Below are 16,523 nucleotides of genomic sequence, written 5' to 3'. Positions count from 1 at the left end.
ACAAATGAGTTCAAGGCTAAGATTCAGTCTTCGCCCATCAATTGCTGGACGAGAAAGGTGAATGCCAGCGCCTGCATGTGGGCGCGCTGGCGGTTATCCGCCGCGCCGCCGTGGCCGCCTTCGATATTCTCGTAATAGAGCACTTGGTGCCCCTGCTCGTGCATGCGCGCCATCATCTTGCGTGCATGGCCCGGGTGAACGCGGTCGTCGCGGGTGCTGGTCATCAGCAGCATGGGCGGGTAGTCGGCCACAGGGTCGAGGTTGTGATAGGGCGAAACGTCGCGCAGGAACTCCCAGTCGGCGCCGTCGGGGTCGCCGTACTCGGCCATCCATGAGGCCCCGGCCAGCAGCAGGTGATAGCGGCGCATGTCGAGCAGCGGCACCTGGCACACTACCGCGCCCAATAAGTGTGGGTAGCGGGTGAGCATGTTGCCCACCAGCAGGCCGCCGTTGGAGCCGCCCTGGATGCCCAGCCGCTTCGGCGAGGTGACGCCGCGCTCGATCAGATCTTCGGCCACCGCGGCAAAGTCCTCGAAGGCCTTGTGGCGCTTGTCACGCAGCGCCGCCTGGTGCCAGCGCGGGCCGTACTCGCCGCCGCCGCGGACGTTGGCCACCACGTAGACGCCACCCTGGGCGAGCCAGGCGCGCCCCACGCCGGGGCTGTAGCCGGGAAGCATCGACACCTCGAAGCCGCCGTAGCCGTAGAGCAGAGTCGGATGCTCGCCGCTCGGCTCGAGGTCGCGCCGCGCCACCTGGAAGTAGGGAACCGACGTGCCGTCCCGGCTGGTGGCGAAGTGCTGGGTCACCTCGAGGCCCTTGGCATCGAACAGCGCCGGGGCCTGCTTGAGGGATTCCAGCGCCTCACCGACCCGGCCGTGCAGTAGCGTGGTGGGCGTCAGGTAGTCGCTGACGATCACGAAGATCTCGTCGCTCTCCTCGTCGTCCACCGCGCTCACGCTGACGCTGCCGAGCGTCGGCACGCCCGTCAGCGGCTCGGGCTGCCACCGGCCCTCGCTCGGCGTGATCACGTAGAGCCGGTGCTTGACGTCGTCGAGCACGTTGAGGATCAGGTGGCGGCGGGTCCAGGTGGCATCGGAGAGCGAGGTGCGTTCAGTGGGGGTGAACAGCACGCGCAGGTCGCGCTTGCCGGCCATGAAGGTGTCGAAGTCGGCAATCAACAGGGCTCCGGCGGGATGCGTAGTGCCATCCACCTCCCAGGGTTCCCGAAGCTCGACCATCAGCCATTCGCGGTGGACCTGCTTGTGGGCCGAGTTGGGCACCTCGATACGGCGCAGGCTGCCGTCGGCCTCGCGCAGGTAGAGCTCGTTGTCGTAGAAGGCGCGGGCGCGGCTGACGAAGTCGCGTTCGAAGCCCGGCGTGGAATCGTGGCCGGCACCCACGGCCATGTCGTCGGGATCGCCCTCGAATACCGTCTCGGCCTCGACCACTGGCGTACCGCGCCGCCACTGCTTGACGATGCGCGGGTAGCCGGAGCTGGTCATCGAGCCGTCGCCGAAGTCGGTCTGGACGTAGACCGTGTCGCGGTCGATCCAGCCCAAGCTGCCCTTGGCCTCTGGACGGAAGAAGCCCGCTTCGACCCAGCGCTTCTGCACCAGGTCGAACTCGCGGGTGACGTCGGCATCGGCACCGCCACGCGAGAGCGACACCAAGCAGTGGCGCCAGGGCTCGCTGGGCGATTCAGGGCGCAGGCAGTGGGCGCCGTGCCACACCCAGTTCTCACCCTCCTCAGCGTTGAGCGCGTCGAGGTCGATCAGCACCTCCCACTCGGGCCTCACCTTGCGGTACTCCTCGAGCGTAGTGCGCCGCCACAGCCCGCGGGGGTGGTCGCGGTCCTGCCAGAAGTTGTAGAAGTGCTCGCCGCGCTTGACCACGAAGGGTATGCGGTCGTCGGCCTCGAGGATCGCCTGGAGATCATCGCACAGCTCAGCAAAGCCGGGGGAATCGGCCAGCCGCGCCTGGCTCTCGGCGTTGCGCTCTACCACCCAAGCCAGGGCGCGCTCGCCCTCGACCTCTTCCAGCCAGAGATGGGGGTCATGCTCGTCGTGTGGGGCAGCCATGCGGATCTCCTGGTGGGCGTGGTTTTGCCCACCAAGCTAGCCTGCCCCGGCCGCGGGCTCAATGGCATCGAGCGCAGGAGAGGAGTCAGCGCTCGAAGATGACCGTGCGGCTGGCATGCAGGAAGACGCGCCGCTCCACATGTAGCGCCACTGCACGAGCGAGGGTGAGACACTCGATGTCGCGGCCCTTGGCGATCAAGTCCTCGGGGTAATCGGTATGACCCACCGGCTCCACGCCCTGGGTGATGATCGGCCCCTCGTCCAGGTCGTCGTTGATGTAGTGGGCCGTGGCGCCGACCAGCTTGACGCCTTTCTCGTAGGCCTGGTGGTAGGGGCGCGCGCCCTTGAAGCCGGGCAGCAGCGAGTGGTGGATGTTGATCGCGCGGCCGGAGAGCCTGGTGCACATCTCGCTCGAGAGCACCTGCATGTAGCGCGCCAGGATAACCAGCTCCGCCCCGCTTGCGTCGATTACTTCCCGCACCTGGGCTTCCTGCTCGGCCTTGGTCTGCGGCGTGATCGGGAAGTGGTGATAGGGAATGCCGTGCCACTCCGCCAGCGACGCCAGATCGGGGTGATTGGAGACGATGGCGCGAATCTCGATCGGTAGCTGGCCGGTGCGGTAGCGGTAGAGCAGGTCGTTGAGGCAATGATCGGCCTTGGAGACCATGATCACCACCGGCATGCGCCGCCCCGGCGGCGTCAGCTCGAAGCTCATCTCGAACTCGGCGGCGCGCTCGACGAAGCCGGACTGGAAAACCTCGGCATCGAAGTCCTCATCCAGGGGGCGGAACTCGGTGCGAATGAAGAAGCGGCCGCTCGGGTCATCGTCGAAGGAGTTCTGCTCGGTGATGTAGCAGCTCTGCTCCTTGAGGAAACGCGTCACCACGTCCACGGTGCCGAGCCGGCTGGGGCTCTGTGCCGTCAGAATCCAACTTCCTTCTTTGCGGCCCATCACGCTATCTCCCTTGTTGTAATTCGCCTCAAAGCCAAGCGGATTTTTCATCTGGCAACCAGCATGCAGGCGTTGACTCGATGTGAATAACTCAGCCGATTCGTCAGGCAAAGACAAAATATTTACGAACGGTTTCCACAACCTCCCAAGTGCCTCTAAAACCAGGCTCGACGATAAAGATATCACCAGCTCTCAGGTGAATGGGCTCTCCATCCTCCGGTGTCAAAATACAATATCCTTCGCGAAAATCGCAGTATTCCCACTTCTTGTAGTCTACTGCCCACTTGCCTGGTGTGCAGATCCAGGTGCCCATCGTCTTGGTCCCGTCTTCTGATGCGTAAGCATTTAGATTGACGGTATGGGGGTCACCAGACAGCTTTTCCCAGGAACTGGCATTCAGCAGCACTTCTGGCTGAGCGTCACGCAGTACCTTGATCTTGTTGGACATTATGCTTCCTGTCGAAAGGCTTTATTAACCGATTGAATAACCCGAGAGCGACATCGTTGCCGCTCTCCTGCCGGGAAAGTCATGAGCAGAAGAGCGGCCTTGCTCAGCGCACTACGCCAATGCCGTATTCCGCACCGGCATCCAGCAGCCAACGATAGAGATAATCGGCAAAGCTGCGGCGTATCACCAGTTCCCAGCGCTCCTCGGAGGGGCGGCGGATGATGGCGGTGGCCTTGGCGAAGACTGTGGTCACGCCCTTGCCCACCGGGAAGTGGCTGGGGTGGACGTCGTAGATCGCCGATTTCATCAGCAGCTCACGGGCCGCCTCGCCGGAAAGCTCCAGCAGGGTCTGGCCGCCGCTGACGTCGCTGATGGCATAGTGGGCGTCCGCCAGGCGCTCGCGCAGTCGGGTTTCCAGCTCGAACTCCTCGCCGCCGGGCACGATCACCAGCCACTCGTCCGGCGAGAGCCACTGGATCGAACGTTCGCCGCTGGCGTCCTGGACCAGCCCTTGGGGCTGGCCGGGCAGGCCCAGACCCAGCACCTCACGCACCGCCTCGTCGAGGACGATGGCGCCGCCACGCAGGACCAGGTGGCCCAGCAGGGCGCGCTCGCGCAGGATGACACGGCTCTGGGGGCCGGCCGCCGGAACACCGCTGCGGAGGTAGCTGTAAGCCAGCGGCGACTCCACCGGGATGGCGCTATCGGTACGGGTATCGAAGGTAGCCGCGTTAGACATTCTGGCGCTCTCCCTTGGGGTCGTAGAAGATCGGGCTGACGATTTCGGCCTCATGGGTCTGGCCATCAGCCATGGGCAGGTAGACGGTCTCACCCAGCTTGCTGTGGCCACCCTTGACCACCGCCAGGGCGAAGCCGGAATCCAGGGTCGGGCTGTAGTAGCTGGAGGTCACGTGCCCGGCCATCGGCATGGGGATGGCGTGCTTGGGATCGAAGACGATCTGCGCGCCCTCCTCCAGCACCACCTTGGGGTCCTTGGGCTTGAGACCCACCAGCTGCTTGCGGTTCTCGCGCTTGGTGTCGGAACGGGTCAGGGCCCGCTTGCCGATCCACGAGAAGGGCTTGTCGTAGCCCACGCACCACTGCATGCCCAGGTCTTCCGGGGTCACCGAGCCATCGGTGTCCTGGCCGACGATGATGAAGCCCTTCTCGGCACGCAGGACGTGCATGGTCTCGGTGCCGTAGGGGGTCAGGCCGTACTTCTCGCCGTGCTTGAAGAGGGTCTGCCACACGTGCATGGCGTAGTTGGCCTGGACGTTGATCTCGTAGGTCAACTCGCCGGTGAAGGAGATGCGATAGACCCGCGCCGGCACGCCCGCCACCTTGCCGGCACGCCAGTCCATGAACTTGAAGCCGTCCTTGTCGAGATCGATATCGGTGATCTCGGCCAGCAGCTTGCGCGCCTCGGGGCCGGTGATGGTCATGGTGGCCCAGTGATCGGTCACCGAGCTGAAGTAGACGTCCAACTCCGGCCACTCGGTCTGGTGCCACAGCTCCAGCCACTCGAGGATCGCCGCAGCGCCGCCGGTGGTGGTGGTCATCAGGAAGTGGTTTTCGGCCAGGCAGCTGGTCACGCCGTCGTCGGTGACCATGCCGTCGTCCTTGCACATCAAGCCGTAGCGGCACTTGCCGACCCCCAGCTTCTCCCACTTGTTGGTGTAGATCCGCGCCAGAAACTCGCGGGCATCGGGGCCCTGGATATCGATCTTGCCGAGGGTCGAGGCGTCGAGGATGCCGATCTTCTCGCGCACCGCGCGGCACTCCCGGGCCACCGCCTCGTGCATGGTCTCGACCTTGCCGTTGACGCGCTGCGGGTAGTACCAGGGACGCTTCCACTGGCCCACGTCCTCGAACTCGGCGCCGTTTTCCACATGCCACTGATGCAGAGGGGTGTAGCGCTCGGGGTCGAAGAGATCGCGGCAGTGACGGCCGACAATGGCACCGAAGGTCACCGGGGTGTAGTTGGGGCGGAACACCGTGGTGCCCACCTCGGGGATGGAGCGCCCCAGGCAGCGAGCGGCAATGGCCATGCCGTTGATGTTGCCCAGCTTGCCCTGGTCGGTGCCGAAGCCCATGGCGGTGTAGCGCTTGACGTGCTCGATGGACTCGAAGCCCTCGCGGGTGGCCAGCTCGATGCCCGCCGCGGTGACGTCGTTCTGCAGGTCGACGAACTGCTTGGGCGCGCGCAGGGTCGGCTTCTCATGGGGCACCTGGAAGAGCGGTGCCGCCTGGCCCTGCTTGAGGAGCTTGGTCTGGGGCAAGTTGATCACCGGGGCGGCATGGCCGGTGGCGGCGGCGGCCTTGATACCGGCCTCCACGCCCTCGGCAAGCACCTCGCCCAGCGCATAGGTGCCATTGGCACCCCCGCAGGCCTGCACGCCCTTCACCAGGTTCGGTACGAAGCCGAGGAGGTCGTCGCGCCAGGTGGGCCGGGCGCCGGTATGAGAGGCCAGGTGAATCACCGGGCTGTAGCCGCCGGAGCTGGCGATGGTGTCGCAGGCCAGCGTCTCGACTTGGCCGGTAACCTTGAAGGCGTCGATGTCGATGATGGCGACCCGCGCCGCGCTGACGCGGCTCCCGCCCTTGGCCTCGATCACGGCGCTGCCGGTGATGATGCGAATGCCACGGGCACGGGCCTCTTCGACCAGATCGCCGTCAGGCGCCTGACGGGAATCGACGATGGCCACCACCTCGCGCCCCGCCTCCTTCCAGTCGAGGGCGGCGCGGTAGCCGTAGTCGTTGCTGGTGGAGAGTACCAGCTTGTTGCCCGGCACCACACCGTAACGGCGAATGTAGGTGGACACCGCACCGGCCAGCAGGTTGCCCGGCACGTCGTTGCCGGCATAGACCAGCGGACGCTCGTGAGCGCCGGTAGCCAGGATCACCTGGCCGGCACGCACGCGGTGCATGCGCGATCGGACGGGACGATGCCCGTTCACCAGCGGGGCGGTCTCGCCGAGATGCTCGGTGCGCCGCTCGTGCAGGGTGACGAAGTTATGGTCGTGATAACCGTTGGCCGTGGTGCGCGCCAGCAGGGTGACGTTCTCGCAGCCGACCAGTTCCTCGAGCACCTGTGCCACCCACTGCTCCGCCGGCTTGCCGTCCAGGGTCTCGCGGCTATCCAGCAGCGAGCCGCCCATCTCCTCCTGCTCGTCGGCGACGATCACACGGGCTCCGCTGCGCGCGGCGGCGAGGGCCGCGGCCAGGCCGGCGGCCCCGCCGCCCACCACCAGCACGTCGCAGTGCTGGTGCAGGTGGTCATAGGTGTCCGGGTCGGCTTCCATGGGGCTGCGCCCCAGTCCGGCGCTCTTGCGGATGTACTTCTCGTAGGTCATCCACATGGAGGCCGGTGCCATGAAGGTCTTGTAGTAGAAGCCCGGGGGCATGAACTTGCCGCCCAGCTTGCCGACCAGGCCCATCATGTCGCGCTGCACGTTGGGCCAGCCGTTGGTGCTGCGGGCGGCCAGGCCGGCGAACAGCGCCTGCTGGGTGGCGCGCACGTTGGGCACCTGGGCCGCCTCGGTGCTGCCCAGCTGGACGACGGCATTGGGCTCCTCGGCGCCGGCGGCGACGATGCCCCGGGGCCGCGAGTACTTGAAGCTGCGGTTGACGATGTCCACGCCGTTGGCCAGCAGCGCCGAGGCCAGGGTGTCACCCGGGTGCCCCTGGTAGCTCTGGCCATTGAAGGTGAAGCTCAGGGTGCGGGAGCGATCGATCCGACCGCCCTTGGCCAGGCGGTGCACTTGTTTCTTGGACTGGCTCATGCGCGCACTCCTTCTTGGCTGGCCGCGGCGGCCTCGCGGGGCTGGCCGCGCTCATCGGCGGTGATCGACGGCTGCTCGCCTATCTTGTAGGTCTCGAGGATCTCGTAGGTCACGGTGTGGCGGGTGACGTTGAAGAACTTGCGACACCCCACCGCATGCACCCACAGCTCGTGGTGCACGCCACGGGGGTTGTCACGGAAGAAGAGGTAGTCGCCCCACTCCTCGTCGCTGCACTCCTCGGGGTTCTTGGGTCGCTCGATGTGCGCCTGGCCCTTGGGGTGGAACTCCTCTTCCTCGCGGTGTTCGCCGCAGTAGGGGCAGTAGATATAGAACATGGCGAATTCTCCTCAGTGGGCCACGCCGGCGGCGCCGTGCTCGTCGATCAGGGCCCCGCTATGGAAGCGGAACATGGAGAAGGGCTCGGCGATGGGATGCATCTCGCCCTTGGCCAGGCTGGCGGCGAACACGTGGCCCGAGCCCGGGGTGGCCTTGAAGCCACCGGTGCCCCAGCCACAGTTGAAGAACAGTCCTTTCACCGGGGTCTTGGAGAGGATCGGACAGGCATCCGGGCAGGTGTCGACGATGCCGCCCCATTGGCGGTTCATGCGCACCCGGGAGAAGATCGGGAACATCTCGACGATGGCCTGCAGGGTGTGCTCCACGGTGGGGTAGCTGCCGCGCTGACCATAGCCGTTGTAGCCGTCGATACCGGCGCCGATGACCAGGTCGCCCTTGTCCGATTGGCTGATATAGCCATGCACGTGGTTGGACATCACCACGGTGTCGAGGATCGGCTTGAGGGGCTCGGAGACCAGGGCCTGCAGCGGGTGCGATTCCAGCGGCAGCTTGAAGCCGGCCAGCTTGGCCAGCACCCCGGAGTTACCGGCAGCCACACAGCCGACGGTCTTGGCTTCGATGTCGCCGCGGTTGGTGTGCACGCCGAAGACGCGGCCGTCGCGGATCTTGAAGCCGGTCACCTCGGTCTGCTGGAGGATATCCACGCCGTGTGCATCGGCACCGCGGGCATAGCCCCAGGCCACGGCGTCGTGGCGGGCCACACCGGCGCGCGGCTGCCAGGAGGCACCGAGCACCGGGTAGCGGGCGTTCTTCGAGCAGTCCATGATCGGCACCAGCTCCTGCACGCCCTTGGCGTCCAGCACCTCGCCGTCGATACCGTTCAGGCGGTTGGCATTGACCCGGCGCTGGATGTCGCGCATGTCCTGCAGGGTGTGGCCCAGGTTGAGCACCCCCCGCTGGGAGAACATCACGTTGTAGTTCAGGTCCTGGGAGAGCCCCTCCCACAGTTTCATGGAGTGCTCGTAGAGGGCCGCCGCCTCGTCCCATAGGTAGTTGGAACGCACGATGGTGGTATTACGCGCGGTATTGCCGCCGCCCAGCCAGCCCTTCTCGATCACCGCCACGTTCTTGACGCCGAACTCCTTGGCCAGGTAGTAGGCGGTGGCCAGGCCGTGGCCGCCGCCGCCGACGATGATCACGTCGTACTGCTTCTTGGGAGTGGGGTTGCGCCACTGGCGTTCCCAGTTCTCGTGGTGGCTGAGGGCGTGCTTGGCCAGCCCGAAACCTGAATAGCGTTGCATGTTCTCTCTCCTCGACCGGCCCCGCCGTGCAGGGCCGGATCAAACGGGTTCAGGCGGTAGCGGCTTCGTGCGTCGCTGCCGGCGCGGCACCGTAGACCGGATGCCGCTGGCAGAGCTCGGCGACCTTCTCGCGCACCTCGGCTTCCACGGCATCGGTGTTGCCCTGCTCGGCCAGCACGTCGAGGATGTCGCAGATCCAGCCGGCCAGCGCCTCACAGTCGGCCACGTCAAAGCCACGCGAGGTTACCGCCGGGGTGCCGATACGCAGGCCGGAGGTGACGAAGGGGCTCTGCGGGTCGTTGGGCACGGCGTTCTTGTTGACGGTGATGTGCGAGCGACCCAGCGCCGCGTCGGCATCCTTGCCGGTCACGCCCTGACGAATCAGCGAGACCAGGAACAGATGGTCGTCGGTACCGCCGGAGACCACGTCGAAGCCACGCGCCACGAAGACGCCAGCCATCGCCTGGGCGTTGTCGATCACCCGCTGCTGATACTGGACGAAGGACTGGCTCATGGCCTCCTTGAAGGCCACCGCCTTGGCCGCGATCACATGCATCAGCGGGCCACCCTGCTGGCCGGGGAAGACCGCGCCGTTGAGCTTCTTGTAGAGATCCTGATCGCCATGGGCGGAGAGGATCAGGCCACCACGCGGGCCGCGCAGCGTCTTGTGGGTGGTGGTAGTCACCACGTGGGCATGCGGCAGCGGACTCGGGTAGAGGCCGGCAGCGACCAGGCCTGCTACGTGGGCCATGTCGACCATCAGCCAGGCGCCGACCTCGTCGGCAATGTTGCGGAAGCGCCGCCAGTCCACCACGCGGGAGTAGGCGGAGAAGCCGGCGATAATCAGCTTCGGCTGGTGCTCGCGGGCCAGGCGCTCGACCTCTTCGTAGTCGATCTCGCCGGTCTCGGGATTCAGGCCGTACTGCACGGCGTTGTAGTGCTTGCCGGAGAAGTTGGGTGCGGCGCCGTGGGTCAGGTGTCCGCCGTGGGCCAGGCTCATGCCGAGCACGGTGTCGCCCGGCTTGACCAGCGCCATGAAGGCGGCAGCGTTGGCCTGGGCACCGGAGTGGGGCTGGACGTTGGCGTAGTCGGCACCGAACAGGTCGCAGGCGCGCTCGATGGCGAGCTTCTCGACCACGTCGACGTGCTCGCAGCCGCCATAGTAGCGCTTGCCCGGGTAGCCTTCGGCGTACTTGTTGGTCAGCTGGGTGCCCTGGGCCTCCATGACCGCGCGGCTGGCATAGTTCTCGGAGGCGATCAGCTCGACGTGCGCCTCCTGGCGCGCCACCTCTTCGGCGATGGCGGCGGCGATCTGGGAATCGAAGGATGCGAGACCGGCTTGGTTCATGACTGGCTCCTGTTGTTCTGGCTGTTGAATCTATTGGCTACCCGCAGGGGGCGCGGAGAGTTTCGGCTCATGCTCCGATTAAAGGCCCACAAGAGAGAGAAAGATTGAATAAATGCGACAGCTTTGCTGAACGACAGGCACCGCCGGGGTTGGCCTACCACTTTAGGCGAACGCCACCCTGCAGGTGACACTCATACGCCTAGAGCACGCGTGAGGCGGGAGATAGCGATGCAGCGGTCAGGCCACCGGACGGGATTCGATATGCAGGAAGAAAGGATCGACCCGGTCGCTGCCAGGCTCCTCGGCACGCTTGCGCATCTCCGACGGGGGCATGCCGAAGGCCGTACGAAAATGACGCGAGAAATGGGCCGTATCGGCGAAGCCGCAGCGCTCGCCTATCTCGGTGACACTCTTGCCGGTGTAGTGCAGCAGCCACAGCCCATAGCGCAGCCGCAGATCGCGCGCGAACTTCTGCGGCCCGACGCCCAGGGTTTCGCGGAACCGCCGCTCCAGGTTACGCCGCGAGGTGCCGACCCGCTCCGCCAGCGTCTCCATGGAAATCGGCTCGCCGAGATGCTGCTCCAGCACGGCGATGGAACGGCGCACCAGGCGATCCTCGATCTTGCCGAACACCACCGGCTGCGGCTGGGGGTGGGCGCCGATACGGGCCTCATCGAGCAGCATGATGCGCAGGCTCTTCATCGCCCAGGCCTTGCCCAGGTGCCGCTCGACCAGATAGGCGGCCAGGTCCGCACCCGCCGAACCGCCCGCGCAGGTCAGGCGGTCGCCATCATCGACGAATAGCCGGTCGGCCACCGGCTCAATGGTGGGAAAGCGCTGGATCATGTCGCGATGGTGGTACCAGCTGACGCAGCAGCGCCGCCCGTTCATCAGGCCGGCCTGGATCAGGGCGAAGACCCCGGTGCACAGCCCGACCAGCGGCACCTGGGCGCTTGCCGCCCGGCGCAGGTAGGCCAGCGCCGTGGTATCGGCCCGGTCGGCATCGTCCAGCACGCCTCCGATCACCACGATGTAGTCGAACTCCTGCGGGTCCTGGAAAGGTTGGCATGGCGTGATGGAGGCCCCACAGCTGGAGGCCGCCGGCTCGCCCGTACTGGTCATGAAGGTCCAGTGGCAGCGCAGCTGGCGGCTGCGATCCCCCTCGTCGGCCGCCAGGCGCAGGCAATCGACGAAGGCGGCGAAAGGCAGCAGGGTGAAGCGATGCAGCAGGACGAAGCCGACCGAGAGCGGCTCTTGCTGGGCGACCGGGTTCATGGGGAACGACCTTTGGGCAGGGCTCGATACTCTACCTCGACATTGCCCTTGACGCCCGTGCTGGTCAAGCCAGCAAAACGAACCGACGGGGCCAGTCGCCGTCAGCCCCCGGTCATGTTCATGAAGCGAACGACTTGGACGTCGCCGTCGGTAGTGAAGTGGTGCCGCTCTGGCTTCTTCTGCATGGCGGCGACGATGGCGGCCTTGAGCCGTTCGAGGTCGCCGGGGTGGCGGCGCATCACGGCGCGCAGGTCGACGGAGTGCTCGTTGCCCAGGCACAGCAGCAGGCGGCCCTCGGCAGTGACCCGTACGCGGTTGCAGGCGGCACAGAAGTTGTGGCTGTGGGGCGAGATGAAGCCGATGCGCGAGTCGCTGTCGGCCATGCGGTAGTAACGCGAAGGGCCCAGGGTGTTCTCGGTGGTGGGCAGCAGCGTGTGGCGCGCTTCGATGGCGGCGCGCACGTCATCGCTCGAGCAGAAGGTCTCGGCGCGGTCGTGGCTCATGTTCTGGCCCAGCGGCATCTCTTCGATGAAGCTGATGTCCACCTGCTCCTGGCGGGCGAACTCGACCAGATCGAGCACCTCGTCGTCGTTGCGCCCCTTGAGGATCACCGCGTTGAGCTTGATGCGCTCGAACCCGGCTTCGCGAGCAGCGCGGATGCCATCGATCACCCTGGCCAGGTCGCCGGTGCGGGTCAGGGCGTGGAAGCGCTCGGGATCGAGCGAGTCGAGGCTGACGTTGAGCCGCTTGAGCCCGCCCCGATACAGGGCACGGGCGTGCTTGACCAGGCCGGCGCCGTTGGTGGTCATGCCGAAGTCACGCAGGCCCGGCAGCGCACCGAGTTCGGCCACCAGCGACTCGATGCCGCGGCGCACCAGCGGCTCGCCGCCGGTCAGGCGGATCTTCTCCACGCCGAGCTCGACGAAGGCCCGCGACAGCGTGGCGATCTCTTCCAGGGTCAGCAGCCTGGCCCGGGGCAGGAAGGTCATCTCCTCGGCCATGCAGTAGACGCAGCGGAAGTCGCAGCGGTCGGTGACGGAGAGGCGCACGTAGCGCACGCTGCGGCCGAAGCCGTCGATAAGGCTCATGCGTTCTCCTTGGCTCTTGCTTCGACATGGGCCGTAGCGTCCATAGGCAGCCGGGCGATCAGTTCGCCGACCTGCTCGGCCACTTCATGGACGATCTCCTCGTCGTAGCTCTGGCCACGACGCTTGCGAAAGCCCTGCTCGTAGAGCTTGACGTGTTCGGTGGCGCTCACCCCGGCGCGGGCCAGGCAGTGGGTCACGCAGTGCATCTGGCAGCCGTCGATGGCGACGATGGGCCGGCCGGAGCGCGCGGTACGTACCAGGCCGGGCACGCCGCCGCCCACGCCGGAAATACACGACATCTCCGCTACACCGGTATGGTCGAGCCGCACGGCGACGTCATTGGCCAGCTGCGCCACGTCGGAGCAGCCGGAACAGGAGTAGACCAGGGTGCGAGGTTTGTTGGCGGTTCGGGACATGGAGCCTCCCCTCCTTGCAGCACGTCGCCCTGGTGCTGGCGGCGTCAGTCGTCCGCCAGCATGGCGTCGCGCAGCTTCTGTTCGTCGAGCACCGTCAGGCGCTGGCGGTCGATGCCGATCACGCCGCCGTCGCGAAGCTTGGCCAGCAGCCGCGACAGTGTCTCCGGCGTCATGGCCAGTTGGGCGGCGAGCCAGCGCTTGGGGATCGACAGGCGCACCACCCGCGGGCTCTTGCTACGCCCCGCCGGCAGCTGGCGCAGGATGTAGCTGACCAGCCGCGACATGGCATCGGCCTGGGTCAGCAGCGCCAGGTCCTCAAGGCGCTCGGTGAGCTCCAGTGCCAGGCGGCTCATGAACTCGGCACGGCAGGCCGGCTGGCGATCCATGATCTCGCGGCAGCGCTGGGCGGGAATCGCCAGCACATGGGTGCGGCGCAGCGCCTCGGCGGAATAGAGGTAGACGCCGGCGCTGGAGACCATGCTCAGCTCACCCAGGGTGCCGCCACGCTCGACGCAGCGAATGGTGGCCAGGCGACCGTCGCCGGCGCTGCGCGCCAGGCGTACCGCACCGTTGATGACGATGTAGAGCCAGTGGGCCGGGGCATCCTGGCGAAACAGCCATTCGCGAGTCTTGAGCGTCTTGAGCTCGGTATCCTCGAGCAGCTCGGTGACCTCGTCGTCGTCCAGTTCGCCCAGCCAGGGCACGCCATGGACCAGCTCGCGCAGCTGCTTTGGCTTGAACAGCAGGTCAGTCGACGAACTGTCCGGCGGGTAAATAGGCGTATTCATGACCTTCCTCCACATCGGTATCGGCGGCCATCATCAGATAACCGTGCGCCTGGCTGGCGGCTTGCAGCATGTGGGAGCCCTGTCCGCCGGCCAGCAAGGCTACCGGACGCCCGCCCTGCCAGTCGAGCGTGACGCGCAGCAGCTCGCGCCGCCCTGGGCTGCCCCGCCGCGAGAAGCCGGCGCTAACGCAATATTGCTGTAGTGGCCCGACAGTGCGGCCCTGGCAGCCCTGCACGAAGGGTCTGGCCAGCAGGTGCCAGCCCACCAGCGAGGCCACGGGGTTGCCCGGCAAACCGATCAGCGGCACGCCTTCGGGCGAGCCGTCGTCCAGGTAGCCGAAAGCAAAGGGCTTGCCCGGCTTGATCGCCACGCCATGGAACGAGAGCCCACCCAGCTCATCGAGCACGGGCCGCACATGGTCCTCCTCGCCCACCGACACACCGCCGGTGCACACCACCAGGTCGGCGCCATCGCGGGCAGCGCTGAACGCCTCGCGCAGAGCCCCGGGGTCGTCGGCGATGATACCGAGGTCCAGCACGTCGCAGTCGGCCTGTTCGAGCAGCGCCTGCAGCATGACCCGGTTGCTGTTGTACACCAGACCGGGCGAGAACGCTTCGCCCGGCTCGATCAGCTCGTCGCCGGTAGAGATCAACGCCACCTTGAGGCGCGGCAGCACCGGCACCTCGGCAATGCCCTGGCTCGCCAGCATGGCCAATGCCGCGGCGTTCAGCGTCCAGCCCATCGGCAACAGCGCGTCGCCTTCGCGGTATTCTTCACCGCGTCGACGGATATTGGCCCCAGGCTTCACTTCGCCAATGATGTGCACGCGCCCCGCCTCGTCCAGGCGAACCCGCTCCTGGGGCACCACGCAGTCGGCCCCTTCGGGAACCGGCGCCCCGGTGAAGATACGCGCACAGCCACCCTCGGCCAGCACCTCGACCTTGGCCCCCGCCGGTACCCGCATGACGATGGGCAGGCCGGCATCATTGAGCTCCGCCCGTCTCAAGGCATAGCCGTCCATCGCGCTGTTGTCGATGCCAGGCATGTCGAGTCGCGCCACCACGTCACGCGCCAGCACCCGCCCGGCGGCCCGTTCCAAGGCCACGAGTTCTTCGCCCTGCACGGGCTCGGCCGCAGCGATCATGCGTGCCCTTGCCACTTCCAGGTCCAACAAACCCTTGGCAAGAGTGGCACAGCTCATGCGTGCACTCCTTGACCATGATCAGGCACTTTCGGCGACTCGCGGCTGCCGCATTCCTGCTGCTCGGGCATGACCATGGCGACGAAGTTGCACGGCCGGGTGCGGGCATCGAGCTGGCTGGCCAGAATGCCGTCCCACGCCGTGGCACAGGCCTTGGGCGAGCCGGGCATGGCGAAGATCAGGGTACGGTTGGCCACCCCGCCCACCGCCCGCGACTGAACGGTGGACGTACCGATGCTTTCGAAGGAGAGCTGGCGGAACAGCTCGCCGTAGCCGTCCACGGAGCGATCGAACAACGGCGCGAGCGCCTCGGGCGTGGTATCGCGGGCGGTGAAACCGGTACCGCCGTTGACCAGGATGACCTGCACGTCGTCGCGCACCACCCACTTGGAAACCACCGCGCGGATGCGATAGATGTCGTCGGGCACGATACGCCGGTCGACCAGCACATGGCCGGCCTCGGAGAGGCGTTCGCTGAGCAGGTCGCCGCTGCCGTCACGGTCGAAGCCGCGGGTGTCGGAGACGGTCAGCACGGCGATACCGAGCGGCACGAAACGGGCGTTGGCGTGAACATGGGACATGACGGCTCCTCCGGTACCGACCGTCAGGGTCGGTACCCATGACATGAAAAATTTCTTACTGCATCAACGAGCTGGCGCTGTCATCGTCGAGCTCGATACCTTCGACGCCAATCTCCGCTTCCAGCGCCAGCAGATAGTGGCGCAAAGCGCGTCGGGTGGCCTGCTCGCGCAGGGTGTAGCGCACGCGCTCTGCAACCTGTTCGAATGGCAGGCGCTGCCCGCCGCTACGCTGGTCGATGCTCACCAGGTGCCAGCCGTAGCGCGAGGCCAGCGGGCGGTCGTGCAGCCCTTCGGGTAGGTGCTGCAGGGCGCGGTCCAGCTCGGCCACGGTCTGCCCCGGCGCCAGCCAGCCCAGCTCGCCGCCTTCGCTCTTCGAGGGGCAGGCGGAGTGGCGCATGGCGAACTCGGTGAAGCGCTCGGGAATGCTCTGGAGCTCTTCGATCAGCGTCTCGCCCAGGCGGTACTGGGCATCGCGTGCCTCTGCGTCGTCGGGTGCGGCAGCCAGCAGGATATGGCGCACGGCAATGCGAGTCGGCTCGCTGAAGCGCTCGGGGTCGGCATCGAAGTAGCGGCGGCAAGCCTCTTCCTCCGGCTCCGGTACTTCCAGCTCCTGCTCCAGCAGGGTGGCGATGGCGGTATCGTTGTCGCCTTCGTCATCGGTATCGGCCACCAGACCGAGCTCGACGGCGCGCTGGCGCAGCAGCTCGCGAACCACCAGGGCGCGGGCGGCAGAAAGCTGCGCCTCGCCGGCGGTCGCTGCCGGGTGGTACTGCATCTCGCGGGCGATGCTGTCCTCGTCGATGGCCTTGGCCCCGACCTTGATGGGCGGCGGAGCGTAGCGGCCCGGCAGCTGTGCGATCTCGATCATTTGCATGGTGCTGATCCTCTAATACATGGCATAAGCGGCTATACAAGCTCGGGGCTGTTCCGTCGGCAGGCCTTCAAGGAGGCGCTGTGAACCCATCCCT

General features: G+C 66.5%; 15 protein-coding genes. All 15 read right to left on the bottom strand.

Annotation, left to right across the window (positions count from 1 at the left end; all coding sequences use genetic code 11):
- Window positions 1-23: 23 nt before the first annotated feature.
- Window positions 24-2,078 carry a prolyl oligopeptidase family serine peptidase gene (locus SPH52_RS21395; RefSeq protein WP_411797071.1) on the bottom strand — a complete coding sequence of 685 codons (2,055 nt, stop codon included), beginning with the start codon at window positions 2,076-2,078 and terminating at the stop codon, window positions 24-26.
- A gap of 85 nt (window positions 2,079-2,163) precedes the next feature.
- Window positions 2,164-3,030 carry a formyltetrahydrofolate deformylase gene (gene purU / locus SPH52_RS21390; RefSeq protein ID WP_411797102.1) on the bottom strand — a complete coding sequence of 289 codons (867 nt, stop codon included), beginning with the start codon at window positions 3,028-3,030 and terminating at the stop codon, window positions 2,164-2,166.
- Window positions 3,031-3,133: 103 nt separating this feature from the next.
- Entirely contained in the window at window positions 3,134-3,478 is a 345-nt protein-coding gene (locus tag SPH52_RS21385; protein WP_411797070.1) for a cupin domain-containing protein, read from the bottom strand.
- Window positions 3,479-3,581: 103 nt separating this feature from the next.
- A complete protein-coding gene (locus SPH52_RS21380) occupies window positions 3,582-4,217 on the bottom strand; it encodes a sarcosine oxidase subunit gamma (RefSeq protein ID WP_411797069.1) in 636 nt (211 codons plus the stop codon).
- Entirely contained in the window at window positions 4,210-7,260 is a 3,051-nt protein-coding gene (locus SPH52_RS21375) for a sarcosine oxidase subunit alpha family protein (RefSeq protein WP_411797068.1), read from the bottom strand. The genes SPH52_RS21380 and SPH52_RS21375 overlap by 8 nt, the downstream gene beginning before the upstream one ends.
- Complete coding sequence (locus SPH52_RS21370) at window positions 7,257-7,595, bottom strand: sarcosine oxidase subunit delta (protein ID WP_411797067.1); 339 nt, start codon at window positions 7,593-7,595, stop codon at window positions 7,257-7,259. Before SPH52_RS21370 ends, SPH52_RS21375 begins: the two co-directional genes overlap by 4 nt.
- A 12-nt stretch (window positions 7,596-7,607) precedes the next feature.
- Window positions 7,608-8,858 carry a sarcosine oxidase subunit beta family protein gene (locus SPH52_RS21365; protein ID WP_411797066.1) on the bottom strand — a complete coding sequence of 417 codons (1,251 nt, stop codon included), beginning with the start codon at window positions 8,856-8,858 and terminating at the stop codon, window positions 7,608-7,610.
- A 49-nt stretch (window positions 8,859-8,907) separates the two neighbouring features.
- Window positions 8,908-10,206 carry a serine hydroxymethyltransferase gene (gene glyA, locus SPH52_RS21360; RefSeq protein WP_411797065.1) on the bottom strand — a complete coding sequence of 433 codons (1,299 nt, stop codon included), beginning with the start codon at window positions 10,204-10,206 and terminating at the stop codon, window positions 8,908-8,910.
- Between the two features lie 237 nt (window positions 10,207-10,443).
- Complete coding sequence (locus SPH52_RS21355; protein WP_411797064.1) at window positions 10,444-11,481, bottom strand: GlxA family transcriptional regulator; 1,038 nt, start codon at window positions 11,479-11,481, stop codon at window positions 10,444-10,446.
- A gap of 101 nt (window positions 11,482-11,582) precedes the next feature.
- Window positions 11,583-12,569, bottom strand: coding sequence for a GTP 3',8-cyclase MoaA (gene moaA, locus SPH52_RS21350; RefSeq protein ID WP_411797063.1), 987 nt, complete (start codon window positions 12,567-12,569; stop codon window positions 11,583-11,585).
- Window positions 12,566-12,985 carry a putative zinc-binding protein gene (locus tag SPH52_RS21345; RefSeq protein WP_411797062.1) on the bottom strand — a complete coding sequence of 140 codons (420 nt, stop codon included), beginning with the start codon at window positions 12,983-12,985 and terminating at the stop codon, window positions 12,566-12,568. The genes moaA and SPH52_RS21345 overlap by 4 nt, the downstream gene beginning before the upstream one ends.
- A 44-nt stretch (window positions 12,986-13,029) precedes the next feature.
- Window positions 13,030-13,773, bottom strand: a complete 744-nt coding sequence (locus tag SPH52_RS21340; protein WP_411797061.1) for a Crp/Fnr family transcriptional regulator — start codon at window positions 13,771-13,773, stop codon at window positions 13,030-13,032.
- Window positions 13,733-14,974 carry a gephyrin-like molybdotransferase Glp gene (gene glp, locus SPH52_RS21335; RefSeq protein ID WP_411797060.1) on the bottom strand — a complete coding sequence of 414 codons (1,242 nt, stop codon included), beginning with the start codon at window positions 14,972-14,974 and terminating at the stop codon, window positions 13,733-13,735. The genes SPH52_RS21340 and glp overlap by 41 nt, the downstream gene beginning before the upstream one ends.
- Window positions 14,971-15,555 (bottom strand): molybdenum cofactor biosynthesis protein B, encoded by a 585-nt coding sequence (moaB, locus tag SPH52_RS21330; RefSeq protein WP_411797059.1) that lies wholly within the window; start codon window positions 15,553-15,555, stop codon window positions 14,971-14,973. The genes glp and moaB overlap by 4 nt, the downstream gene beginning before the upstream one ends.
- A 55-nt stretch (window positions 15,556-15,610) precedes the next feature.
- Window positions 15,611-16,429, bottom strand: coding sequence for a peptidylprolyl isomerase (locus SPH52_RS21325; protein WP_411797058.1), 819 nt, complete (start codon window positions 16,427-16,429; stop codon window positions 15,611-15,613).
- Window positions 16,430-16,523: the final 94 nt, after the last annotated feature.

The sequence above is a fragment of the Halomonas sp. A29 genome, from assembly GCF_046723295.1.
Taxonomy (GTDB): Bacteria; Pseudomonadota; Gammaproteobacteria; order Pseudomonadales; family Halomonadaceae; genus Halomonas.
Note: the sequence above shows the minus strand (reverse complement) of the source record. Positions and strands in the feature narration are given on the sequence as shown.

Bases quoted from the DNA above. Each gene is read 5' to 3' on its own strand.
- SPH52_RS21395 (WP_411797071.1), bottom strand. From the start codon at position 2,078: ATGGCTGCCCCACACGACGAGCATGACCCCCATCTCTGGCTGGAAGAG.
- moaA (WP_411797063.1), bottom strand. From the start codon at position 12,569: ATGAGCCTTATCGACGGCTTCGGCCGCAGCGTGCGCTACGTGCGCCTC.
- SPH52_RS21345 (WP_411797062.1), bottom strand. From the start codon at position 12,985: ATGTCCCGAACCGCCAACAAACCTCGCACCCTGGTCTACTCCTGTTCC.
- SPH52_RS21375 (WP_411797068.1), bottom strand. From the start codon at position 7,260: ATGAGCCAGTCCAAGAAACAAGTGCACCGCCTGGCCAAGGGCGGTCGG.
- SPH52_RS21325 (WP_411797058.1), bottom strand. From the start codon at position 16,429: ATGCAAATGATCGAGATCGCACAGCTGCCGGGCCGCTACGCTCCGCCG.
- SPH52_RS21365 (WP_411797066.1), bottom strand. From the start codon at position 8,858: ATGCAACGCTATTCAGGTTTCGGGCTGGCCAAGCACGCCCTCAGCCAC.
- SPH52_RS21340 (WP_411797061.1), bottom strand. From the start codon at position 13,773: ATGAATACGCCTATTTACCCGCCGGACAGTTCGTCGACTGACCTGCTG.
- purU (WP_411797102.1), bottom strand. From the start codon at position 3,030: ATGGGCCGCAAAGAAGGAAGTTGGATTCTGACGGCACAGAGCCCCAGC.
- SPH52_RS21355 (WP_411797064.1), bottom strand. From the start codon at position 11,481: ATGAACCCGGTCGCCCAGCAAGAGCCGCTCTCGGTCGGCTTCGTCCTG.
- moaB (WP_411797059.1), bottom strand. From the start codon at position 15,555: ATGTCCCATGTTCACGCCAACGCCCGTTTCGTGCCGCTCGGTATCGCC.
- SPH52_RS21370 (WP_411797067.1), bottom strand. From the start codon at position 7,595: ATGTTCTATATCTACTGCCCCTACTGCGGCGAACACCGCGAGGAAGAG.
- glyA (WP_411797065.1), bottom strand. From the start codon at position 10,206: ATGAACCAAGCCGGTCTCGCATCCTTCGATTCCCAGATCGCCGCCGCC.
- SPH52_RS21385 (WP_411797070.1), bottom strand. From the start codon at position 3,478: ATGTCCAACAAGATCAAGGTACTGCGTGACGCTCAGCCAGAAGTGCTG.
- SPH52_RS21380 (WP_411797069.1), bottom strand. From the start codon at position 4,217: ATGTCTAACGCGGCTACCTTCGATACCCGTACCGATAGCGCCATCCCG.
- glp (WP_411797060.1), bottom strand. From the start codon at position 14,974: ATGAGCTGTGCCACTCTTGCCAAGGGTTTGTTGGACCTGGAAGTGGCA.